This is a genomic window from Flavobacterium sp. LC2016-12 (assembly GCF_015351595.1).
Classification (GTDB): Bacteria; Bacteroidota; Bacteroidia; order Flavobacteriales; family Flavobacteriaceae; genus Flavobacterium.
The window spans coordinates 19493-37015 of the sequence record NZ_JADKPT010000004.1; the positions used below are offsets into that span (position 1 = coordinate 19493).

The following is a 17523-nucleotide window of genomic DNA, read 5'->3' on the forward strand; positions in this document are numbered from 1 at the left end:
TACAAAAACTGCGAAAACGCAGTTTTTAACTACGTTATAGTACTTATTTTTGTAAAAAAAATATAAGTGCTATGAAAACTACAAATTCACTCTCGCAATCTCACAAAATTTTATTCTTAAATACCCTGGCTTTTACCGTGTGTTTTGCCTGTTGGACTTTAAATGGTGTTTTAGTAACCTTTTTAGTTGATAATGGTATTTTTCACTGGAGCGTTGTTCAGGTGGGCTGGCTGCTTGGAATTCCGATTCTGACCGGATCAATTATGCGTTTGCCAATTGGTATTTTGACGGATAAATTTGGGGGAAAATATGTTTTTTCACTTTTACTCCTACTCTGTTCGATTCCGTTGTTTTTATTGCCTCTTGCAGACAGTTTTATAACATTCGCTTTATTGAGTTTTTTATTCGGAATGGTCGGTACCAGTTTTGCTGTTGGAATTGGATATACTTCAATTTGGTATCCTAAAGAATGGCAGGGACGCGCTTTGGGAATCTTCGGAATGGGAAATGCGGGCGCTGCCATCACTACTTTTTTAGCACCTTCCTTATTGAATCATTTCTCGATAGAAGATCCACAAAACGGCTGGAAAATACTACCTGTAATATATGGTGTAGCCTTAGTCGTTATTGGAGTTGCTTTTTTAATTTTCGCTAAAAACAAAAAAATAGAAAACAATACGAAAAGCGTTTCTCAAATGCTTCAATCTCTTAAATGTGCCCGAGTTTGGCGTTTTGGAGCGTATTATTTTTTAGTTTTCGGATGCTTCGTCGCTTATTCACAGTGGTTATTGCCGAATTTCATGAACGTTTATCAAACGAGTTTGGTAATGGGTGGATTATTTGCAACGCTTTTCAGTTTACCGTCTGGGGTAATCAGAGCTTTTGGAGGTTATTTGTCTGATAAATTTGGAGCCAGAAAAGTGATGTATTGGGTTTTAAGTTCTTCTGTTGTTTTAAGTGCTTTATTAATGGTTCCGAAAATGGAAATCACAACTACAGGACCAGGAGTCTTGGCTACCAAGAAAGGAACGATAACGCAAGTTTCAAACGATAAAATTAAAATTGGCGATACCGATTTTGCTGTTGCTCAGAAAAAGGAAAATGATGCTGAAGATGCTATTTTTCCAACCAAAACTTCATGGCAACAAGTGGTCGTGTCACAAAACCAAACAGTGAAGAAAAAAGAGCTTCTGGCTAAAGGTATCACTGTAATTAAATTTGATGCCAATATGTGGGTTTTTCTTGTGTTAGTTATTCTAATCGGAATTTCGTGGGGAATTGGAAAAGCAGCGGTTTACAAACATATTCCGGAATATTTCCCGACTGAAGTTGGTGTTGTGGGTGGAATGGTTGGCATGATTGGCGGATTAGGTGGTTTCTTTGGCCCGATTATCTTTGGATACCTGTTAACGGCAACCGGAATCTGGTCAAGTTCATGGATCTTTATCCTTGTATTCTCTGCCATTTGTTTGATGTGGATGCATTATACCATCACTAAAATTATGAACGAAAAACAACCTGTGTTAGCACGCACTATGGACAGACAATAATTTTACAGTTAATTTCGGCGAAAGCCAAATAGTTTATAATTTCTCTACTAAAAAAGAGTTTTTGATTGATTTCAAAGACTCTTTTGTTTTTTGATTTTCATCTATCAGATCTTCCTCGTTTGTCTTCTAAATATTTAAACCAAAAATTTGTAATTATGATTTTTATCATATAAAAAAGCACTATTAATCTTATAAATTTGTGGCTCATCAAAATAAAAAAGAAATGAAAAAACTAAGAATACTTATTTTATTAGTATTAGGAGGAATGAGCGCTTCTGGTCAGGCGCAGGAATTAGATGTAAATTTACAAGTTAGACCACGCTTCGAATACCGAAACGGCTATAAAACACTTTTACCGGAAGGTCAGGAAGGAACTTCTCAAATATCGCAGCGTTCCCGTTTAAACTTTAATTACAAACAAGAAGACTTAACGGTAAAATTAACTTTGCAGAATACCAGAACCTGGGGAGATGTTCCCACAACAGCAGTCGCTGACAAAAACGGGGTTGCTCTTTTTGAAGCCTGGGCACAATACAATTTTACTCCAAAATGGAGTGCCAGAATGGGACGTCAGGTACTCTCATACGACAATCAGCGTATTCTTGGAGAACAAGATTGGGGACAACAGGCTCAAAGTCATGATGCCTTAACAGTTTCTTTTCATTCAGAAAAGAATCAACTAGATTTAGGTGGCGCTTACAACTCCGATGCTGAAAATACTTTTCAAACTCCTTATAAAGTAGCGAATTATAAAGCAATGCAATATGCATGGTGTCACACTACTTTTGATAAGATTGGAGCAAGCTTATTGTTTTTAAATACAGGTTATGAATATGCCAATACCAATGCTAAATTATTAGTGGATTACAAACAAACTTTTGGTACTTATGTTACGTACAAAGCAGGCAAAATCGACAGTAATTTCTGGTTGTACGGACAAACAGGAAAAAGTACGGACAGACAAGTAAGCGCATGGAATGCGGCGGCTAACTTTGCATACAACATTACTGAGGCTTTTAAAGCTGGTTTAGGATATGAATTTTTATCAGGAAAAGATACAAATGACGGAAGCACTGTTATAAAATCTTTCAATCCAATTTTTGGAACCAACCATGGTTTTAATGGGTATATGGATTATTTTTATGTAGGTGGCGGTCATTTAAATAATGTGGGTTTACAAGATGCTTCCTTAAAATTGAATTACAATGTAAACAAATGGCAGTTTGCCTTGATACCGCACGTGTTTTTATCTGCAGCTGATGTGATTACCCCTGTTGAAAAACTTGACTCGTATTTAGGTACTGAGATTGATGCTACTTTTGGTTATAATTTCAAAAAAGATATTATGGTTTCAGGAGGTTATTCTCAAATGTTTGGCTCTAAAACGTTGGAATTTTTAAAAGCTGGAGATGCTGGTCACACCAACAATTGGGCGTGGATGATGGTTTCTGTGAATCCAAGAATTTTTAGTTGGAAAAAATAGTTTTTCTTCAAAATTAACTTAGATATTTTACCCTTTTCCTATTTCGGAAAAGGGTCTTTTTTTTTATCTTAATAAAATGTTATTATTTGCTTTAATTAATTATATTTGAATCGATTATGAACCCCCAATTCTATCCAAATGAAACAATTTTTAAAACTATCTATGTTGACATTTTTTGTCACGCACACTGGCATTGGTCAAAAATTCAATGACACTTTAATTTCAAAAAACTCAGAAATTAATTTTGCAAAAACACAAAAAAGAGGAATTAAAAAAAACAACATTGTTTATTATGTTGAAAACGACCTGCAAACCATATCTGCCTACAAAGGAAGCAAATTGAAATGGCAAACCAATGTAATTTCTATTTGCGGAAAACCAAAAAATGGAAATCCCGAAATAAGATATGTAGGCTATAACACAGACAAGCTACTTATCGTTATGGGAAAACATAACTTTGCAGAAATTGACGTCAATAATGGTATAACAAAACTTGTTGGTTAAGATTAAAAAGTTGATTTTTAGTTTTAAGAAATAAATCTTTTAAACGTTTACTTATATAATTTACCCTTTTTTCTTTTTGGAAAAAAGGGTATTTTTTTATGATAATAAGACCTTTCACTACGTAATTTATTTAGGTATATTTGATTATTAAACGACCCTTATTATAGCATATCATAAATAACTAATTATAAAAACTATCCACAGAAAAAAATGAATTTTAATAAAACCCTCATCTTATTTGTTGTCTTTTCACTTTCTCAAAATTCTTTTTCCCAAACCTTAGTATCAAATAGAGATAAAATTGAAATAGCAAAAACCGAATTAAAAAATAACATAATTACTTTTAGTAATTGTATAGTAAAATCAGATATAAATAAATGTATAGAGGAATTAGCAAAAAATGCAGATAATGAATATAAAAAATATATTACTGGTGGAATACTTTACGAAATTGACCCCAATGAATCTTTAAAGCTTCATAGAGAGGCTTATTTAGCAAATACATTGGAACAAAATTTCATATTGGAGTACGCAATAGAACTTCATAGAAATGCTCAATATCAAGAAGCATTAAAACTTTATGAATTATATTCTGAAAAAGTTCCGAATGATATAAGGGTTTACGTTTGGTTAAGCGATTGCTATATCAATAATAATGAAATAAAAAAATCACTTCAAAATTGGGAAAAAGCAAACCATTCTCAAAACCATATCTCAATTGATAATGCAATATTTACAATTTATGGCAAAACCACTCAAATAAAAACAAGAAGCAATTTAAAATCTGAAATTGAAAAAGGGAAAATTTCAAATTTTTATCCATTACTTTTTTTAGATTCTAACTGGGAATCGGATTGGTGGAATACAACAACACAAGAATATTTTCTAAATGAAGATTTTAAATTGGCACAAAATGCGTTAGGAGAGAAAAATAATGATTATAAAATTCTAAAATCATACTTAGAAATAAAAAAGGCCCAAGAAAACGGGCAAATTGATCAAATAAAAAAGATTATGATCGATAATAAAATTATACTGGAAAATAATCCTATCCCAGTATTTGGCGAAATGTCTTCCGATTTATTAAGAATCTGTTTTGCTGATAATTTATTGACTGAATCTGAATTTTATACTAAAAGAGGTGCTGAATTACTAGCGTTGGCAAAATCAACAAAAGATAAAGATCTTTTAAATATTTATGCCTATTTACAAGCAACAGTTGATGGAAAAGTAATGCCAGAAACTGATAAATTAGGATGGAAAGAATTTAAAGATGAAAAATTTGCGAAGAGCTATTTCATAGGAAGAGTTGATACGATAAAATATAACGATACTGAATTAAATGAAGCTATGTTGGATTTTCCTAATTCATCTTATCTCTTTTGGGTAAAAGCTAAATGTGCCAAAATGGAAAACAAACCAGTTAAAAATGATTTAATTGAAGTTATAAAAAGAGAATTTAAAACATTTGGTACTGATCAAAATAAATCTAGTTACAGACTTAAATCATATATGGGAACATTAGCTTCAGAAATATAACAATCAAAATATTCATACACATGAAACTCATAACCTGGAATTGCAACATGGCATTCAGAAAAAAAGCAGCATTCATTCTGCCTTACAATCCTGATATTGCTGTAATTTCTGAGTGTGAAAATCCTGAAAAACTCAAATTCCCAGCTGACTCGAAACTACCAACCGACATTCTTTGGTATGGCACCAATCCACATAAAGGAGTTGGTGTTTTTTCTTATGGCGATTATCGCTTTCAATTGCTCGATTGTCATAATCCGAGCTTTAAAAATATTCTCCCGATTGCCGTTACTGGCGGAGCAATTGATTTTACTTTGTTTGCGGTTTGGGCCAATAATCCTGAAGATAAAGACGGTCAATACGTCACTCAGGTTTGGAAAGCCATCAATTATTACGAAGATTTAATTAGGGAAACCAAAACGATTTTAATTGGCGATTTCAACAGCAATACCATTTGGGACAAACCACGTCGGGAAGGAAACCATACAACGGTGGTAAATAAACTCGAAGCAAAGAAAATTTATAGTACCTATCATAAATTTTTCAACCAGATTCAGGGTAAAGAAGAGCATCCTACTTTGTATCTTTATCGTCATGAAAACAAACCTTATCATCTTGATTATTGTTTTGCTTCAAATGATTTTATAGAAGTCCTGGACCAAGTCGAAGTCGGAACTTATCACGAATGGACGATGCACAGTGACCACAAGCCTTTAATTATTAACTTTAATCTATAAATAATGAATGACACCTGGACGGAAAGATGGAACGACCGCTACAGCAACGAAGAGTTTGCATATGGCGAGGAACCCAATAATTTCTTTAAAGAACAAATCGAAAAATTAAATGACGGAACAATTCTTTTTCCTGCTGAAGGCGAAGGCCGAAATGCTGTTTACGCAGCAAAACTAGGTTGGGAAGTCGCTGCTTTTGATATCAGTGCAGAAGGAAAAAACAAAGCTTTAAAACTCGCCGAAGCCAACAATGTAACTATTGATTATAAAGTTGGTGAATTAGAAACGCTGAATTATCAATCTGAGCAATTTGATGCCATTGCTCTAATTTATGCTCATTTTCCAGCTGAAATCAAATCTCATCTTCATAAAACACTTGAAACTTATTTACGAAAAGATGGTATTATTATTTTTGAAGCTTTTAGCAAAAAGCATTTAGAATATCTGGCAATAAATGACAAAGTTGGCGGACCAAAAGATATTGAATCTTTATTTTCCATTGAAGAAATAAAAGCCGATTTCCCAAACTACGAAATCATTCAATTGGAAGAAACAGAAATCGAACTAAACGAAGGTTTATTCCATAACGGAAAAGGTTCTGTAATTCGGTTTGTTGGAAAGAAAAAATAATTCATAATGTTGAGACGCAATAATTTGCGTCTCAACAGAACATCTCAACTAAATTCTTCTTAATTTTTATACTTCATTCCCATATCTTCAATAGAGAATTTGTCCGTCAATAAATGCAATAATTTATCTCTTAAGGCAATATATTCAGGCATTTTTACGATTTCAATTTTGTTTCTCGGTCTTGGCAAATGCACTTCTACAATTTCTCTTATAGTCGATGCCGGACCATTATTCAGCACTACAATTCTATCCGATAAAAACAAAGCCTCTTCAATATCATGCGTGATCATGATGATTGTTTTTTCCCTGTTGTCTAAGTTCCATAACTTCAAAACTTCTAATTGCATTGATCCTTTGGTTAAGGCATCTAAAGCCCCAAAAGGTTCGTCTAAAAGCAATACTCCCGGATTAATCGCAAAAGCTCTCGCAATAGCAACACGTTGTTTCATTCCCCCTGAAAGTTGTCCCGGCAATTTATCTTTATGTTCAAACAGATTCACCATTTTAAGATTCTGAATCACAATCTCGTGTTTCTCTTTTTTAGAACAATTCATAACCGAATCAACAGCCTGAAAGATATTCTGTTCTACTGTTAACCACGGTAAAAGTGAATAATTCTGAAAAACGATTCCGCGATCCGGTCCCGGCCCTTTTATCTTTTGATTGGCTAATTCCACAGAACCGCCAGTTGGCGTCAGCATCCCGCCAATAGCATTCATAATAGTTGATTTCCCGCAACCCGAATGTCCGATAATCGAAATGATTTCTCCTTTTTGAATGGATAAATTAATATCACGAACAGCAATATATTTCCCTTTTGGAGTTGGAAATGATATCTCTAAATTTTTGATTTCTAAATAACTCATATTTGTAATTTTAGATTGTTGATTTTAGATTTTAGATTTCGGAGGGTTTCAAGTTTCAGGTTTCAAGTTTGAAAACCTTTGTCCCTTTGCAACTTTGAACCTCTGCACCTCTTATTAAGCTTTATAAGAAACTTTATTTTCTATAAACGTGAAGAATTTATCGAATATCAAACCCACTATTCCAATGATGATGATGGCAGAAATTACTTTTTCAAGACTTAAGGCGTTCCAACTGTCCCAAACGAAGAAGCCGATTCCTGCTCCGCCTGAAAGCATTTCTCCTGCTACAATTACCAACCATGCAACACTAATACTCAAACGTAATCCGGTTATAATGTGGGGCAAACTAAACGGAATTAATATTTTGGTAAGATAACGGATTTTTGAGAAACCGAATGCCTTTGCTACATTTTTATGGTCTTGCGGAATCGAAGCGATTCCGAAAGAAGTATTGATTAAGGTTGACCATAACGAGGTAATGAAAACGATAAATATAGTTGCCATTCCCGTGTCTTTAAAAACAACCAATCCAATTGGAAACCAAGCCAAAGGTGAAACCGGTTTTAAAAGCTGTACAATTGGATACATAATTTGTTTGCAAATCGTGCTTGCTCCCATCAAAATCCCGATAGGAATTGCTACTACTGAACCTAATAAAAAGCCTAGTAAAACGGTTTTTATCGAATTGAATAATTGCAGCCCAATTCCTTTATCATTAGGTCCATAATCGTAAAACGGATCGCTCAGCATTTCTTTCAAAACGGTAAAAGTAGCCAGCGGCCCCGGAAGTGCATCTTTCGTATAGAAACTTAACAAACTCCAAAAACCAATAAATAAGGTAATTCCGATTCCGGCAAATGCAGTTGATTTTAGTTTAATCGCAATTGCATTTAAAACCAATTTTAATTTCTCATTTCTTACCGTATCAATCGCGGTATTTTCCATCAAAACTTCTGTTTGATCCGCGATATCGTTTAGTGTTAAAGTATCTTTATTAGACATGATATTCTGATTTAAATTTGACAATTATGTTAGGGATTTTTCGCCACGACCCGACCGAAGGAAAAAGACGAAGTAATTCATGAATTTATTTTAGCACTGAATAGAAAAACTAATTCGTGAATTCGTGGCGGAAAAAATTATTTTTTAACCACTTTTAAATAAGCTGCGGGATTTGAAGGATCAAAAACCGTTTTATCCATTGTTAGCGAGAAAGGCTTCATGTCATCATTCGGTACTTTTACTTTCATACTTTTCGCCACCTCTTCGTATAAATCCTGTAAAATCAATTTATCGGCAATTGCTTTATAATTTGGTGCTTCTTTCAAATACCCAAATCGAACATATTGCGCCATAGCCCAAATCGCGTACGATTTTCTAGGATAATTTACCAAACCACCTTTGTAAAACAGCATATAATCTTTGGCATAAACTTCCGTTCCCTGGTTGCAGCCCAAATCGTAATTTCCCATTAATCTATTTTCGATAACATCAGCAGGAGCGTTTACATAAGGTGCTTTCCCAATTATAGCAGCTGCTTTTTTACGATTTGCAGGATTGTCTAACCAAATACAGGCTTCTAAAACGGCTTTCATCACTTTTACAAGATCGGTTCTTCTTTTCTCACTGAATTCTTTATTCACAACCAACGCTTTTTCAGGATGATCTTTCCAGATATCTTGTGAAGCGACTTGCGTAAAACCAATTCCCTGTTTCACTGCAACACCACCCCAAGGCTCTCCAACACAGTAACCATCCATATTTCCCACTTTCATATTAGCGACCATTTGCGGAGGCGGGATCGTAATGATTTTAGATGTTTTTTGGCTCACACCTGCAATTGCCATCCAGTTTCTTAGCCATAAATCATGTGTTCCTCCCGGGAAAGTCATGGCAAAAGTCACTTCCTTCTCCGCTTTAAGTTTGGCCGCCACGACAGGTGCAATTTTATTCATTTGTTTGAAACCTACTTTTCCGCAAAAATCTTTTGAAAGTGTAATCGCCTGGCCATTCACATTCAGCATCATGGCGATTTTCATTTCAGAACCTGCTTTTCCTCCTACCCCTGTGTAAACCGAAAACGGCATTGAATACAGACAGTGCGCTCCGTCTAATTCACCGGTTAAAATTTTATCACGAACATTGGCCCATGAAGATTCTTTGGTTACCACTACTTCGACTCCGTATTTTTTAAACAATCCTAATTCTTTTGCCATTACGATTGGAGAACAATCTGTTAGGGGAATAAACCCGAGTTTTACAGGATCATTTTGTGCTGATGCTTCTGAAAAAGAAACGGCTAAAACAAGTATTAAAGTCAGTACTATTCTTTTAAAAACTTCTGATGTATTTGTCTGTATTTTTTTCATTTTTAAGAAATTTAAAAGTTATTGGTTTTTATTTTTTAGCTAAAAAATTAGGTTTGATATTTAGCATTACATAAGCAAATTGTGGACTTAAATCGGCATTGGCAACATTTTTAACCGCTGCAGAAGCCATAGAATTCGTAGCTTTCATAAAAGAATAACCTGCTTCGATATTGATGATTTTGGTTAGGTTGTATTTTACAAGTAGATCCACTTCGGTTCCTAAATAAGAGTTTAGTTTTCCGCCGGCACCATTAGATAAAGTGTTAGCCGATTCAAAACCATGAATATCCAATGCGAAACTTAAATTGTCTTTGGCGTTATATTTTATTTTGAAGAAATAATCCAGCAAACCTTGTTTTCCAAAACCGTTTGCAGCATAAAAATAATCCATGCTTCCCCAGAATTTATGAGGCGTTCCATAAAGCGGATCAAATCGATTGTCTTTTGAATCAGCTGTAACTGTTTTGGTTCCGTCATCACCCGATAAAAAATCAACTCCAGGACCAATGAACAATTTTCTTCCTACTTGTAAGGTTGATGTAATCGAAAACAAATTAGCGTTTAATGATCTTCCATCTTTATTTTTTCCACCTTGATAGTAGTAGCTTCCCGTCAAATTTAATTTTCTCGTCACATTGGTGTTAAAATAAACTCCGGTTGTATTTCGGCTCCAAACTCCTGTTCCGTTCACTTTTGTAGTTATTGCTGGCGTTCCTGCAGTCACTAAAGTATATTTATTGAAATCATCTTTAAAGAATAAAAGAGACAAGTCACCAAAAAAGAATTTCTTCCCCACATAGGCATATTGAAATGATTTGTACATTGTTCCAATTCCGTTAGTTCCTGCACCGTAAGCCGGATTTGTACCATTGTAAATCGTCCCGGCATTATTTTCTTTATTTTGATTGAAAGCAGCTCCCACATCAGCAATCCAGCCTTTATTGGCGAATTTGAAAACGATCGCATCGTGACGTCTTCCTTGTTGCAACCAGTCTAAACTGCCTAAGACTTTTTGATCGTCATAAGAGATTTCCTGACGTCCCGCTTTTATTGACAGATTCTGAATCGTACTCACCGTATCATTCAAAAAAATCTCCGCCCAGGCTTCATGCAATATAATTCCGTTATTTGCTTCTGTTGTTGTTCTGTTGATAGAGGAAGCATCTTGTCCCCAAACACGAACGTCTTGTAAAGCGGTAAAAATTTTAAATCTATATCCGGAATATCCTGCGTTTAATCTTGTTCTCTGACTTGTAAATATTGCTGCTTTATCGCCTTCTTGTTGTAAAGTTCCTTGTCCGGCACGCATTTCAACACGGTCTCTTAACTGACCTGTAAGTGTAAATTGCGCTTGTGCTTCATAGCTTCCAAAAATTGTAAGTGCAAAACCTAACAGTACAGATTTTGAAAGTTTTGATAAAAAAATGGTGTTGTGGTTTTTTAATATAGGATTGGTTAATTTGCTCATAATAATTTGTTTTGATTTGTATGAAGCAAATTTATATACGTATAAATACTTAAGTACAATACTTATACCATGTTAAAACATTTTTTTTAACCGATAAAAAGCGTTTGAAAGTCAATTTGTTTTCTGCGTTTTCGCATGAAGTTGGGATTAAGTCCCGTAAAATAAGAGATTTTAGGAATTACGTAATTTACTTAATTGGAGAATTAGATAATGTGGCAATTAGATAATTAGATAATTTTTGGAAGAAAGAGAATAGAATATAGAGCAAAGAAGCAAGAAGCAAGAAGCAAGAAGCAAGAATAAAGAGTATATAATAAAGAATATAGAGAAAAGAGGAATGGAATTGTATCTATTATGGGTACAAACGTGAAACTTGAAACCTGAAACTTGAAACTTGAAACAAAGAAAACCTGAAACTAAAATCCCCTAAAAGTATTTATGTTCCATGATTTCTGATTGGAGTTTTGGAATGGCGAGGATGCCAATTCTTTTTCCTACGGTTTTAATTAAGGATTCTTTTTTAAGGCTTGAAAGTACGCGAATTACTTGCTCTTCAGTAGTTCCGGCGAAGTCTGCGATTTCCTTTCTTGAGAGTTCGATGTCAATTAAGCCGTTCATCTGGCCGAATTTTCTGTGGATGTACAATAACAAATCGATTACGCGCTCACGTACATTCATGTGGGCGATTTTACGGATATTGTTCTCGCTTTTATTAAGTTCATCGGCATAAAACAACATCAAAGCGTATGTAAATTCAGGAACGTTTTGAAGAATCTCCATCATGGTTTCATTGCTGAAATTACACAAAACTGTATCTTCTAAAGCGTAAGCGCCAATGAGATAGCGTTTGCTGGTTCCGAAACCACGAAAGCCAATTGTGTCACCATTTTTAGTAAGTCTAACAATTTGCTCACGGCCGTTAATTCCGGTTTTAACCGTTTTCACTTTTCCTTTACAAATAAAATAAAGTCCCTGAATTGGAGCGCCTTCGATGATAAACTGCTGCGTTTTTTTACAAACAAAACTATGTTTCTTCTGAACATATTGTTTCATTTGCTCCAGATGCAGATGCTTTTTAATAAAACAGTTTTCGTTGGCGCAGGAATAACAAATGGCTTGCTCGTCTTTCATGAGTCCTAAATTTTAATCGATTTAAAAACTAATTTGTTGTTCCTCATTTATTTTCATCAAAAATAGAAAAATAATTTCAAAAAATAAGTATTTATACGTAAAAATACTTATTTTTGTCTAAGTCAAATACGTGAGGCATTTAGGACTGGGCATAATTACAATAGTTGTATTTAAAAAAGAAGCTGTAATGCAAAATACCAAAATCAAAACTACCTGTTCATATTGTGGCGTCGGCTGCGGAATTATCGTTACTAATGATGCCAAAAATGGTGTGATGGTTACGGGCGATAAAGACCATCCGGTAAATAAAGGAATGTTGTGTTCTAAAGGAATGAACTTGCATTACGTAGTCAATGATACTTCTGACCGAATCTTATATCCTGAAATGCGAGGCAGCAAATCCTATCCGTTGGAACGCGTTAGCTGGGACACTGCTCTTGATCGCGCTGCAGCGGTTTTTACTTCTATCATAAAGAAACACGGTCCTGATAGCGTTGGGTTTTATATTTCGGGCCAATGTTTAACTGAAGAATATTATTTGGTCAATAAATTGGTAAAAGGTTTTTTGAAAACCAATAACATAGATACCAATTCGAGACTTTGCATGAGTTCTGCGGTTGTGGGTTATAAAAAGACTTTTGGAGAAGATTCTGTACCGATTTCTTATGACGATATCGAACTAGCTGATACTTTCCTGATTACCGGTGCAAATCCGGCCTGGTGTCATCCTATTTTATTCAGAAGAATTGAGAAACACAAAGAGAATAATCCGAAAATAAAAATTATTGTAATTGATCCAAGACGAACAGATACGGCCGCTTTTGCCGATTTACATCTGCAAATTATTCCTGGATCTGATATTATTTTATACCATGCTCTTGCGAAACGCATTATCGAAAAAGGATACGTAGATCATGATTTTGTAAAGAATCACGCTGAAAATTTCAAACAATATAAAGACTTAGTTTTAGGAACTTCGCTTGAAAAAGCGTCTAAACTATGTGGCATTTCCGTAAACGATATTAAACTTGCCGCCGATATTATCGGAAAAGCAAAAGGCTTTATATCACTTTGGGCAATGGGTTTAAATCAAAGTGCTGTAGGTGTTGATAAAAATACCGCTTTACTAAATTTATCTTTATTGACAGGGCAAATCGGGAAACCGGGTTCCGGCCCCTTTTCCTTAACAGGACAACCCAACGCAATGGGCGGACGAGAAGTGGGCGGAATGGCGACACTTCTGGCAGCTCATAAAGACATTGCAAATCCGGAACATCGTAAAGAAGTAGCTGACTTTTGGGGAGTTGACGAGATCTCAGACAAACCGGGATTGACTGCAACCGAAATGTTCGAAGCTTTGGAATCAGGAAAAATGAAAGCCGTTTGGATTATTTGTACCAACCCAATGGTGAGTTTACCCGATTCCCGACGTATTGAAAAAGCTTTACAAAACGCGAAATTCGTAGTTGTTCAGGATATTTCACATAATGCAGATACCTCAAAATATGCCGATCTTTTATTGCCTGCCGCCGGTTGGTTAGAAAAAGAAGGTACCATGACAAATTCTGAGCGTCGTATCTCTTATTTGCCAAAAGGAATCAATGCGCCCGGAGAAGCGCTTCCGGATATTGAAATCTTAATTCGCTTTGCTAAAAAAATGAATTTCAATGGTTTCAATTTTAATAGCGCCGAAGAAGTATACAAAGAACATTGCGCACTTACGAAAAACACCAATATTGATATTTCATTTCTAAATTATCATCGTTTAAGAACCGAAGGCACTTTTCAATGGCCGGTTCCTGATTATGGACATCCGGGAACGCCTCGCCTTTTTACAGATAAAAAATTCTACACGCCATCAAAAAAAGCAATTTTCAATTTACCAACGGCTATTGAAAATACTTCGGAACAGCCAAGTCCGCAATTTCCGTTTATCCTGACTACAGGAAGGGTTCGTGACCAATGGCATACGATGACCAAGACCGGAAAAGTATCGCGATTAATGACACATACACCAAGTCCGGTTTTAGAAATTAATCCGATTGATGCTTATAAAAACGACATCAAAAATGGTGATATTGTTATTGTTTCGAGCAAAAATGGAGAAGTTCGCGTAAAAGCAAAGGTTACAGATTCCATAAAAGAGAAAGTAGTGTTCCTGCCGATGCATTGGGGAAAACAGCTTGATAATGATTTGAACAGAACCAATAATTTAACCAATACCGTTGTTGACCCTGTTTCAAAAGAACCTGATTTTAAATACACGACAGTCAGCATTACCAAATATGTAAAACCTTTCCAGAAAATTGCCATTGTGGGAGCCGGAGCAGCAGCCTTCCGATTTATTCAAAATTATCGCGAATTCAATTCAACCGATGAAATTATTGTTTTTTCGAATGAAGTAAACCCGTTTTACAATCGCGTTTTACTGCCGGAATACATGACAGGCGAATTTACCTGGCAACAATTATTAAAAGTAAAAGACGGTGAAGCTTTAAGTAAACTAAAAATTACGATGAAAGCCGGCGTGGCAATTGATAAAATAAATGCAACAGCAAAAACCATAACAGATAGCTTAGGCGAAACCCACACTTTCGATTCTTTGATTTTAGCAACAGGAAGCCGCCCTTTTATTCCTGAAAATGCGCAGCTTCATTTACCAGGACGTTTTACCGTTCGACGTAAAGAAGACGCTGACCGACTAAAAGCCTATCTTGACAATACTAATTTACCTCCGGAAGAACAGCATGTTGTTATTATTGGTGGTGGATTATTAGGATTAGAATTGGCTGCAGCCTTAAAACATAAAAAAGTAAAAATTACTATAATTCAACGAGCTTCTCGTTTGATGGAACGTCAGTTGGATTTGATTTCAAGTAAATTATTGGCTGAGGAAGTCCAGCTTCGTGACATTCAGATTTACTTTGATAATGAAGTAAGTACGGTTTTTGAAACGGAGAATCCAAATGAATTGGAAATCGCGCTGAAAAGTGGCAGAATCATCACGGCAAATACCATCGTTTATACCATCGGAACTATTCCGAATATAGAAATTGCCCGCGAAACAGGACTTGCTTGTGGTCGTGGTGTAAAGGTAAATCAGTATTTACAATCTTCAAATCCTGATATTTATGCGATTGGAGAAATAGCCGAATTTGATAATAAACTGTTTGGAATCACATCTGCCGCTGAAGAACAAGCCGATATTTTAGCTAATTATTTAGCCGGTGATATCAGCAGTTATTACAAAGGCTCCGTTTTAATGAACATTCTGAAACTGGAAGATATTAATCTTTGCAGCATTGGAGATATTGAAATTCCGGAAAACGATGATTCGTATGAAGAAATTGTTTTTGCTGATTTAAAACAACGTTATTACAAAAAATGCATTGTTAAAAATGATTTGCTTGTCGGAGCTATTTTGATGGGCGACAAAAATGAGTTTGCCGAGTTCAAAACAATGATTGAAAGCAAAATCGAATTATCAGATAAACGAAATTCGTTATTAAGAGGAAGTTCAAACGCTAAACCGGTATTAGGAAAACTAGTGTGTTCCTGCAGTCAGGTTGGCGCAGGAAACATTGAAGAAACCATTAAAGGCGGTGTCAACAATTTCACCGACTTATGTAAAAACACCGGAGCCGGATTGGGCTGCGGAAGTTGTAAAACAGAAGTAAAAGAGATTTTAGCAAAGTGTAAAATTTAGTTTCTTTTGTTTCAGGTTTCAAGTTTCAGGTTGTTGGAACGCACAGAAACCTGAAACAAAAAAAACCTGAAACCTGAAACAAAAAACATATGGAATTGACAAGATTAATAGTAAAAGGAGGCGTTATTTCGCCAGGAGAATTACGTGAAGTAGTCAATATGGCAATGGATCATGGTTTGGATTCGATTTCATTTGGTTCAAGACAGGATATTATTTTTCCGAAGGGATTAAATCTATCCAGCAAAGAAAAAATCGGGAAACATCATTTTGTTTTTCCAAATGAAAAAAGCGGTAATAACATTGTTTCATCGTATGTTTCAACAGATATTTTCAGAAATACCAATTGGCTTACGGGAAACAAATTCTTATATATTTTAGAGCAATTCAAAGAACAGCCGAAACTAAAAGTCAACATTAATGACCCTAAGCAACAGTTGGTTCCGTTGTTTACGGGACATTTAAACTTTATTGCTTCGGAGCATGAGGATTATTGGTATTTATATATTCGATTGCCAAAATGGGAACGTATGGAAGTCTATCCTGTACTTATTTACAGTTGGGATATTGCTACTTTTTATTATGAAATTGAGAAAATCGTTTCTGAAGAATCTTATGGAATTGATATGATTTTCAGCTTGGTCAGTGAAGCTTTAGATACCAATAACAGAACAATTGACAAACCCTTAAATGTTCCTTTTTATCCTTTCCCCTATTACGAAGGAATGAACCGCATGGGAATCGATCAATATTGGCTGGGATTATATTGGAGAAATAATTTATACGATTTAGACTTTCTAAAAGAAATGTGTGATCTGTGTTTTGATTGCAAAATCGGAAAAATATGTATCACACCCTGGAAATCGTTTATCGTAAAAGGAATTCCGAAAGACAGAAAACTCGAATGGGAAAAATTTCTCGGCAAAAAAGGAATCAACGTTCGTCACTCTTTGTTAGAATTAAACTGGCATTTACCGGTTGCTATGGAATGGGCTTTGAATCTGAAAACCTTTTTGGTTCGAACGCTAGATCAATTTGATATCAGTACGTACGGATTGACTTTCGGAATCTCGGAATACAATCGTGATGGTCATTATTTCACATCCATTGTAGTTGAAAAAAATGAATTACCAGCGGCTTTAGAATCGATTAAAATCCGTGACACTTATAATGTTTTATTTGCAAAGAATTTCGATCCAAATACGCGTGAATATATCGTGCATTCACAAGATATTGACAAATTAGAACTGCCGACTATCCTGATTGAATTAAGCCGAAAATACTTTGAAGAACTTGGAAATTCTATTCCGGAATCAACAGAAAATACGCAGAAAAAAGAGAAAACGCAATTGGACATTTATCAATGCCAGGAATGTTTGACGCTTTATAATTCGGAATACGGTGATGAAAGTCAGGGAATTCCAAAAGGGATTTTATTTACCGATTTAGCTGAAAGTTATTGCTGTTCTTTATGTGAAGCTCCGAAGACTAATTTTAAGATTTTAGCAGAAGTTACAGCAGAATAAGAAAATTAAAAAAGGAATTAAAA

Annotated in this window: 13 protein-coding genes; 8 read left to right on the forward strand and 5 right to left on the reverse strand. The window is 35.1% G+C overall.

Going from position 1 to position 17523, the window contains the following annotated elements:
* Positions 1-71 precede the first annotated feature (71 nt).
* The 6 genes from IRZ99_RS08210 (at position 72) to IRZ99_RS08235 (ending at position 6437) form a co-directional block, all read left to right on the forward strand.
* Entirely contained in the window at positions 72-1550 is a 1479-nt protein-coding gene (locus IRZ99_RS08210) for a nitrate/nitrite transporter (protein ID WP_194656819.1), read from the forward strand.
* A gap of 223 nt (positions 1551-1773) precedes the next feature.
* Entirely contained in the window at positions 1774-3033 is a 1260-nt protein-coding gene (locus IRZ99_RS08215; protein WP_194656820.1) for an alginate export family protein, read from the forward strand.
* Between the two features lie 138 nt (positions 3034-3171).
* Complete coding sequence (locus tag IRZ99_RS08220; protein WP_194656821.1) at positions 3172-3537, forward strand: hypothetical protein; 366 nt, start codon at positions 3172-3174, stop codon at positions 3535-3537.
* A 210-nt stretch (positions 3538-3747) separates the two neighbouring features.
* Complete coding sequence (locus IRZ99_RS08225) at positions 3748-5076, forward strand: M48 family metallopeptidase (protein ID WP_194656822.1); 1329 nt, start codon at positions 3748-3750, stop codon at positions 5074-5076.
* Positions 5077-5096: 20 nt separating this feature from the next.
* Complete coding sequence (locus tag IRZ99_RS08230; protein WP_194656823.1) at positions 5097-5810, forward strand: endonuclease/exonuclease/phosphatase family protein; 714 nt, start codon at positions 5097-5099, stop codon at positions 5808-5810.
* 3 nt (positions 5811-5813) lie between these two features.
* Positions 5814-6437 (forward strand): bifunctional 2-polyprenyl-6-hydroxyphenol methylase/3-demethylubiquinol 3-O-methyltransferase UbiG, encoded by a 624-nt coding sequence (locus tag IRZ99_RS08235; protein WP_194656824.1) that lies wholly within the window; start codon positions 5814-5816, stop codon positions 6435-6437.
* Positions 6438-6496: 59 nt separating this feature from the next.
* Here the strand turns inward: IRZ99_RS08235 and IRZ99_RS08240 are convergent, their stop codons facing one another.
* From IRZ99_RS08240 to IRZ99_RS08260, 5 genes are all read right to left on the reverse strand, one after another.
* Positions 6497-7303 carry an ABC transporter ATP-binding protein gene (locus IRZ99_RS08240; protein ID WP_072972502.1) on the reverse strand — a complete coding sequence of 269 codons (807 nt, stop codon included), beginning with the start codon at positions 7301-7303 and terminating at the stop codon, positions 6497-6499.
* 114 nt (positions 7304-7417) lie between these two features.
* Complete coding sequence (gene ntrB, locus IRZ99_RS08245) at positions 7418-8305, reverse strand: nitrate ABC transporter permease (RefSeq protein ID WP_194656825.1); 888 nt, start codon at positions 8303-8305, stop codon at positions 7418-7420.
* Positions 8306-8442: 137 nt separating this feature from the next.
* On the reverse strand, positions 8443-9672 hold the full coding sequence (locus tag IRZ99_RS08250; RefSeq protein ID WP_194656826.1) for a CmpA/NrtA family ABC transporter substrate-binding protein: 1230 nt from the start codon (positions 9670-9672) through the stop codon (positions 8443-8445).
* 28 nt (positions 9673-9700) lie between these two features.
* The gene (locus tag IRZ99_RS08255; protein WP_194656827.1) at positions 9701-11140 is read right to left on the reverse strand and encodes an alginate export family protein; all 1440 of its coding nucleotides are present in this window, start codon (positions 11138-11140) and stop codon (positions 9701-9703) included.
* A gap of 426 nt (positions 11141-11566) precedes the next feature.
* Positions 11567-12271, reverse strand: a complete 705-nt coding sequence (locus tag IRZ99_RS08260; RefSeq protein WP_194656828.1) for a Crp/Fnr family transcriptional regulator — start codon at positions 12269-12271, stop codon at positions 11567-11569.
* 187 nt (positions 12272-12458) lie between these two features.
* Between IRZ99_RS08260 and IRZ99_RS08265 the strand changes: the two genes are divergently transcribed.
* Together IRZ99_RS08265 and IRZ99_RS08270 are read left to right on the forward strand one after the other, a co-directional pair.
* Positions 12459-15977 carry a nitrate reductase gene (locus tag IRZ99_RS08265; protein ID WP_194656829.1) on the forward strand — a complete coding sequence of 1173 codons (3519 nt, stop codon included), beginning with the start codon at positions 12459-12461 and terminating at the stop codon, positions 15975-15977.
* A gap of 89 nt (positions 15978-16066) precedes the next feature.
* Complete coding sequence (locus tag IRZ99_RS08270; RefSeq protein WP_194656830.1) at positions 16067-17500, forward strand: rubredoxin; 1434 nt, start codon at positions 16067-16069, stop codon at positions 17498-17500.
* Positions 17501-17523: the final 23 nt, after the last annotated feature.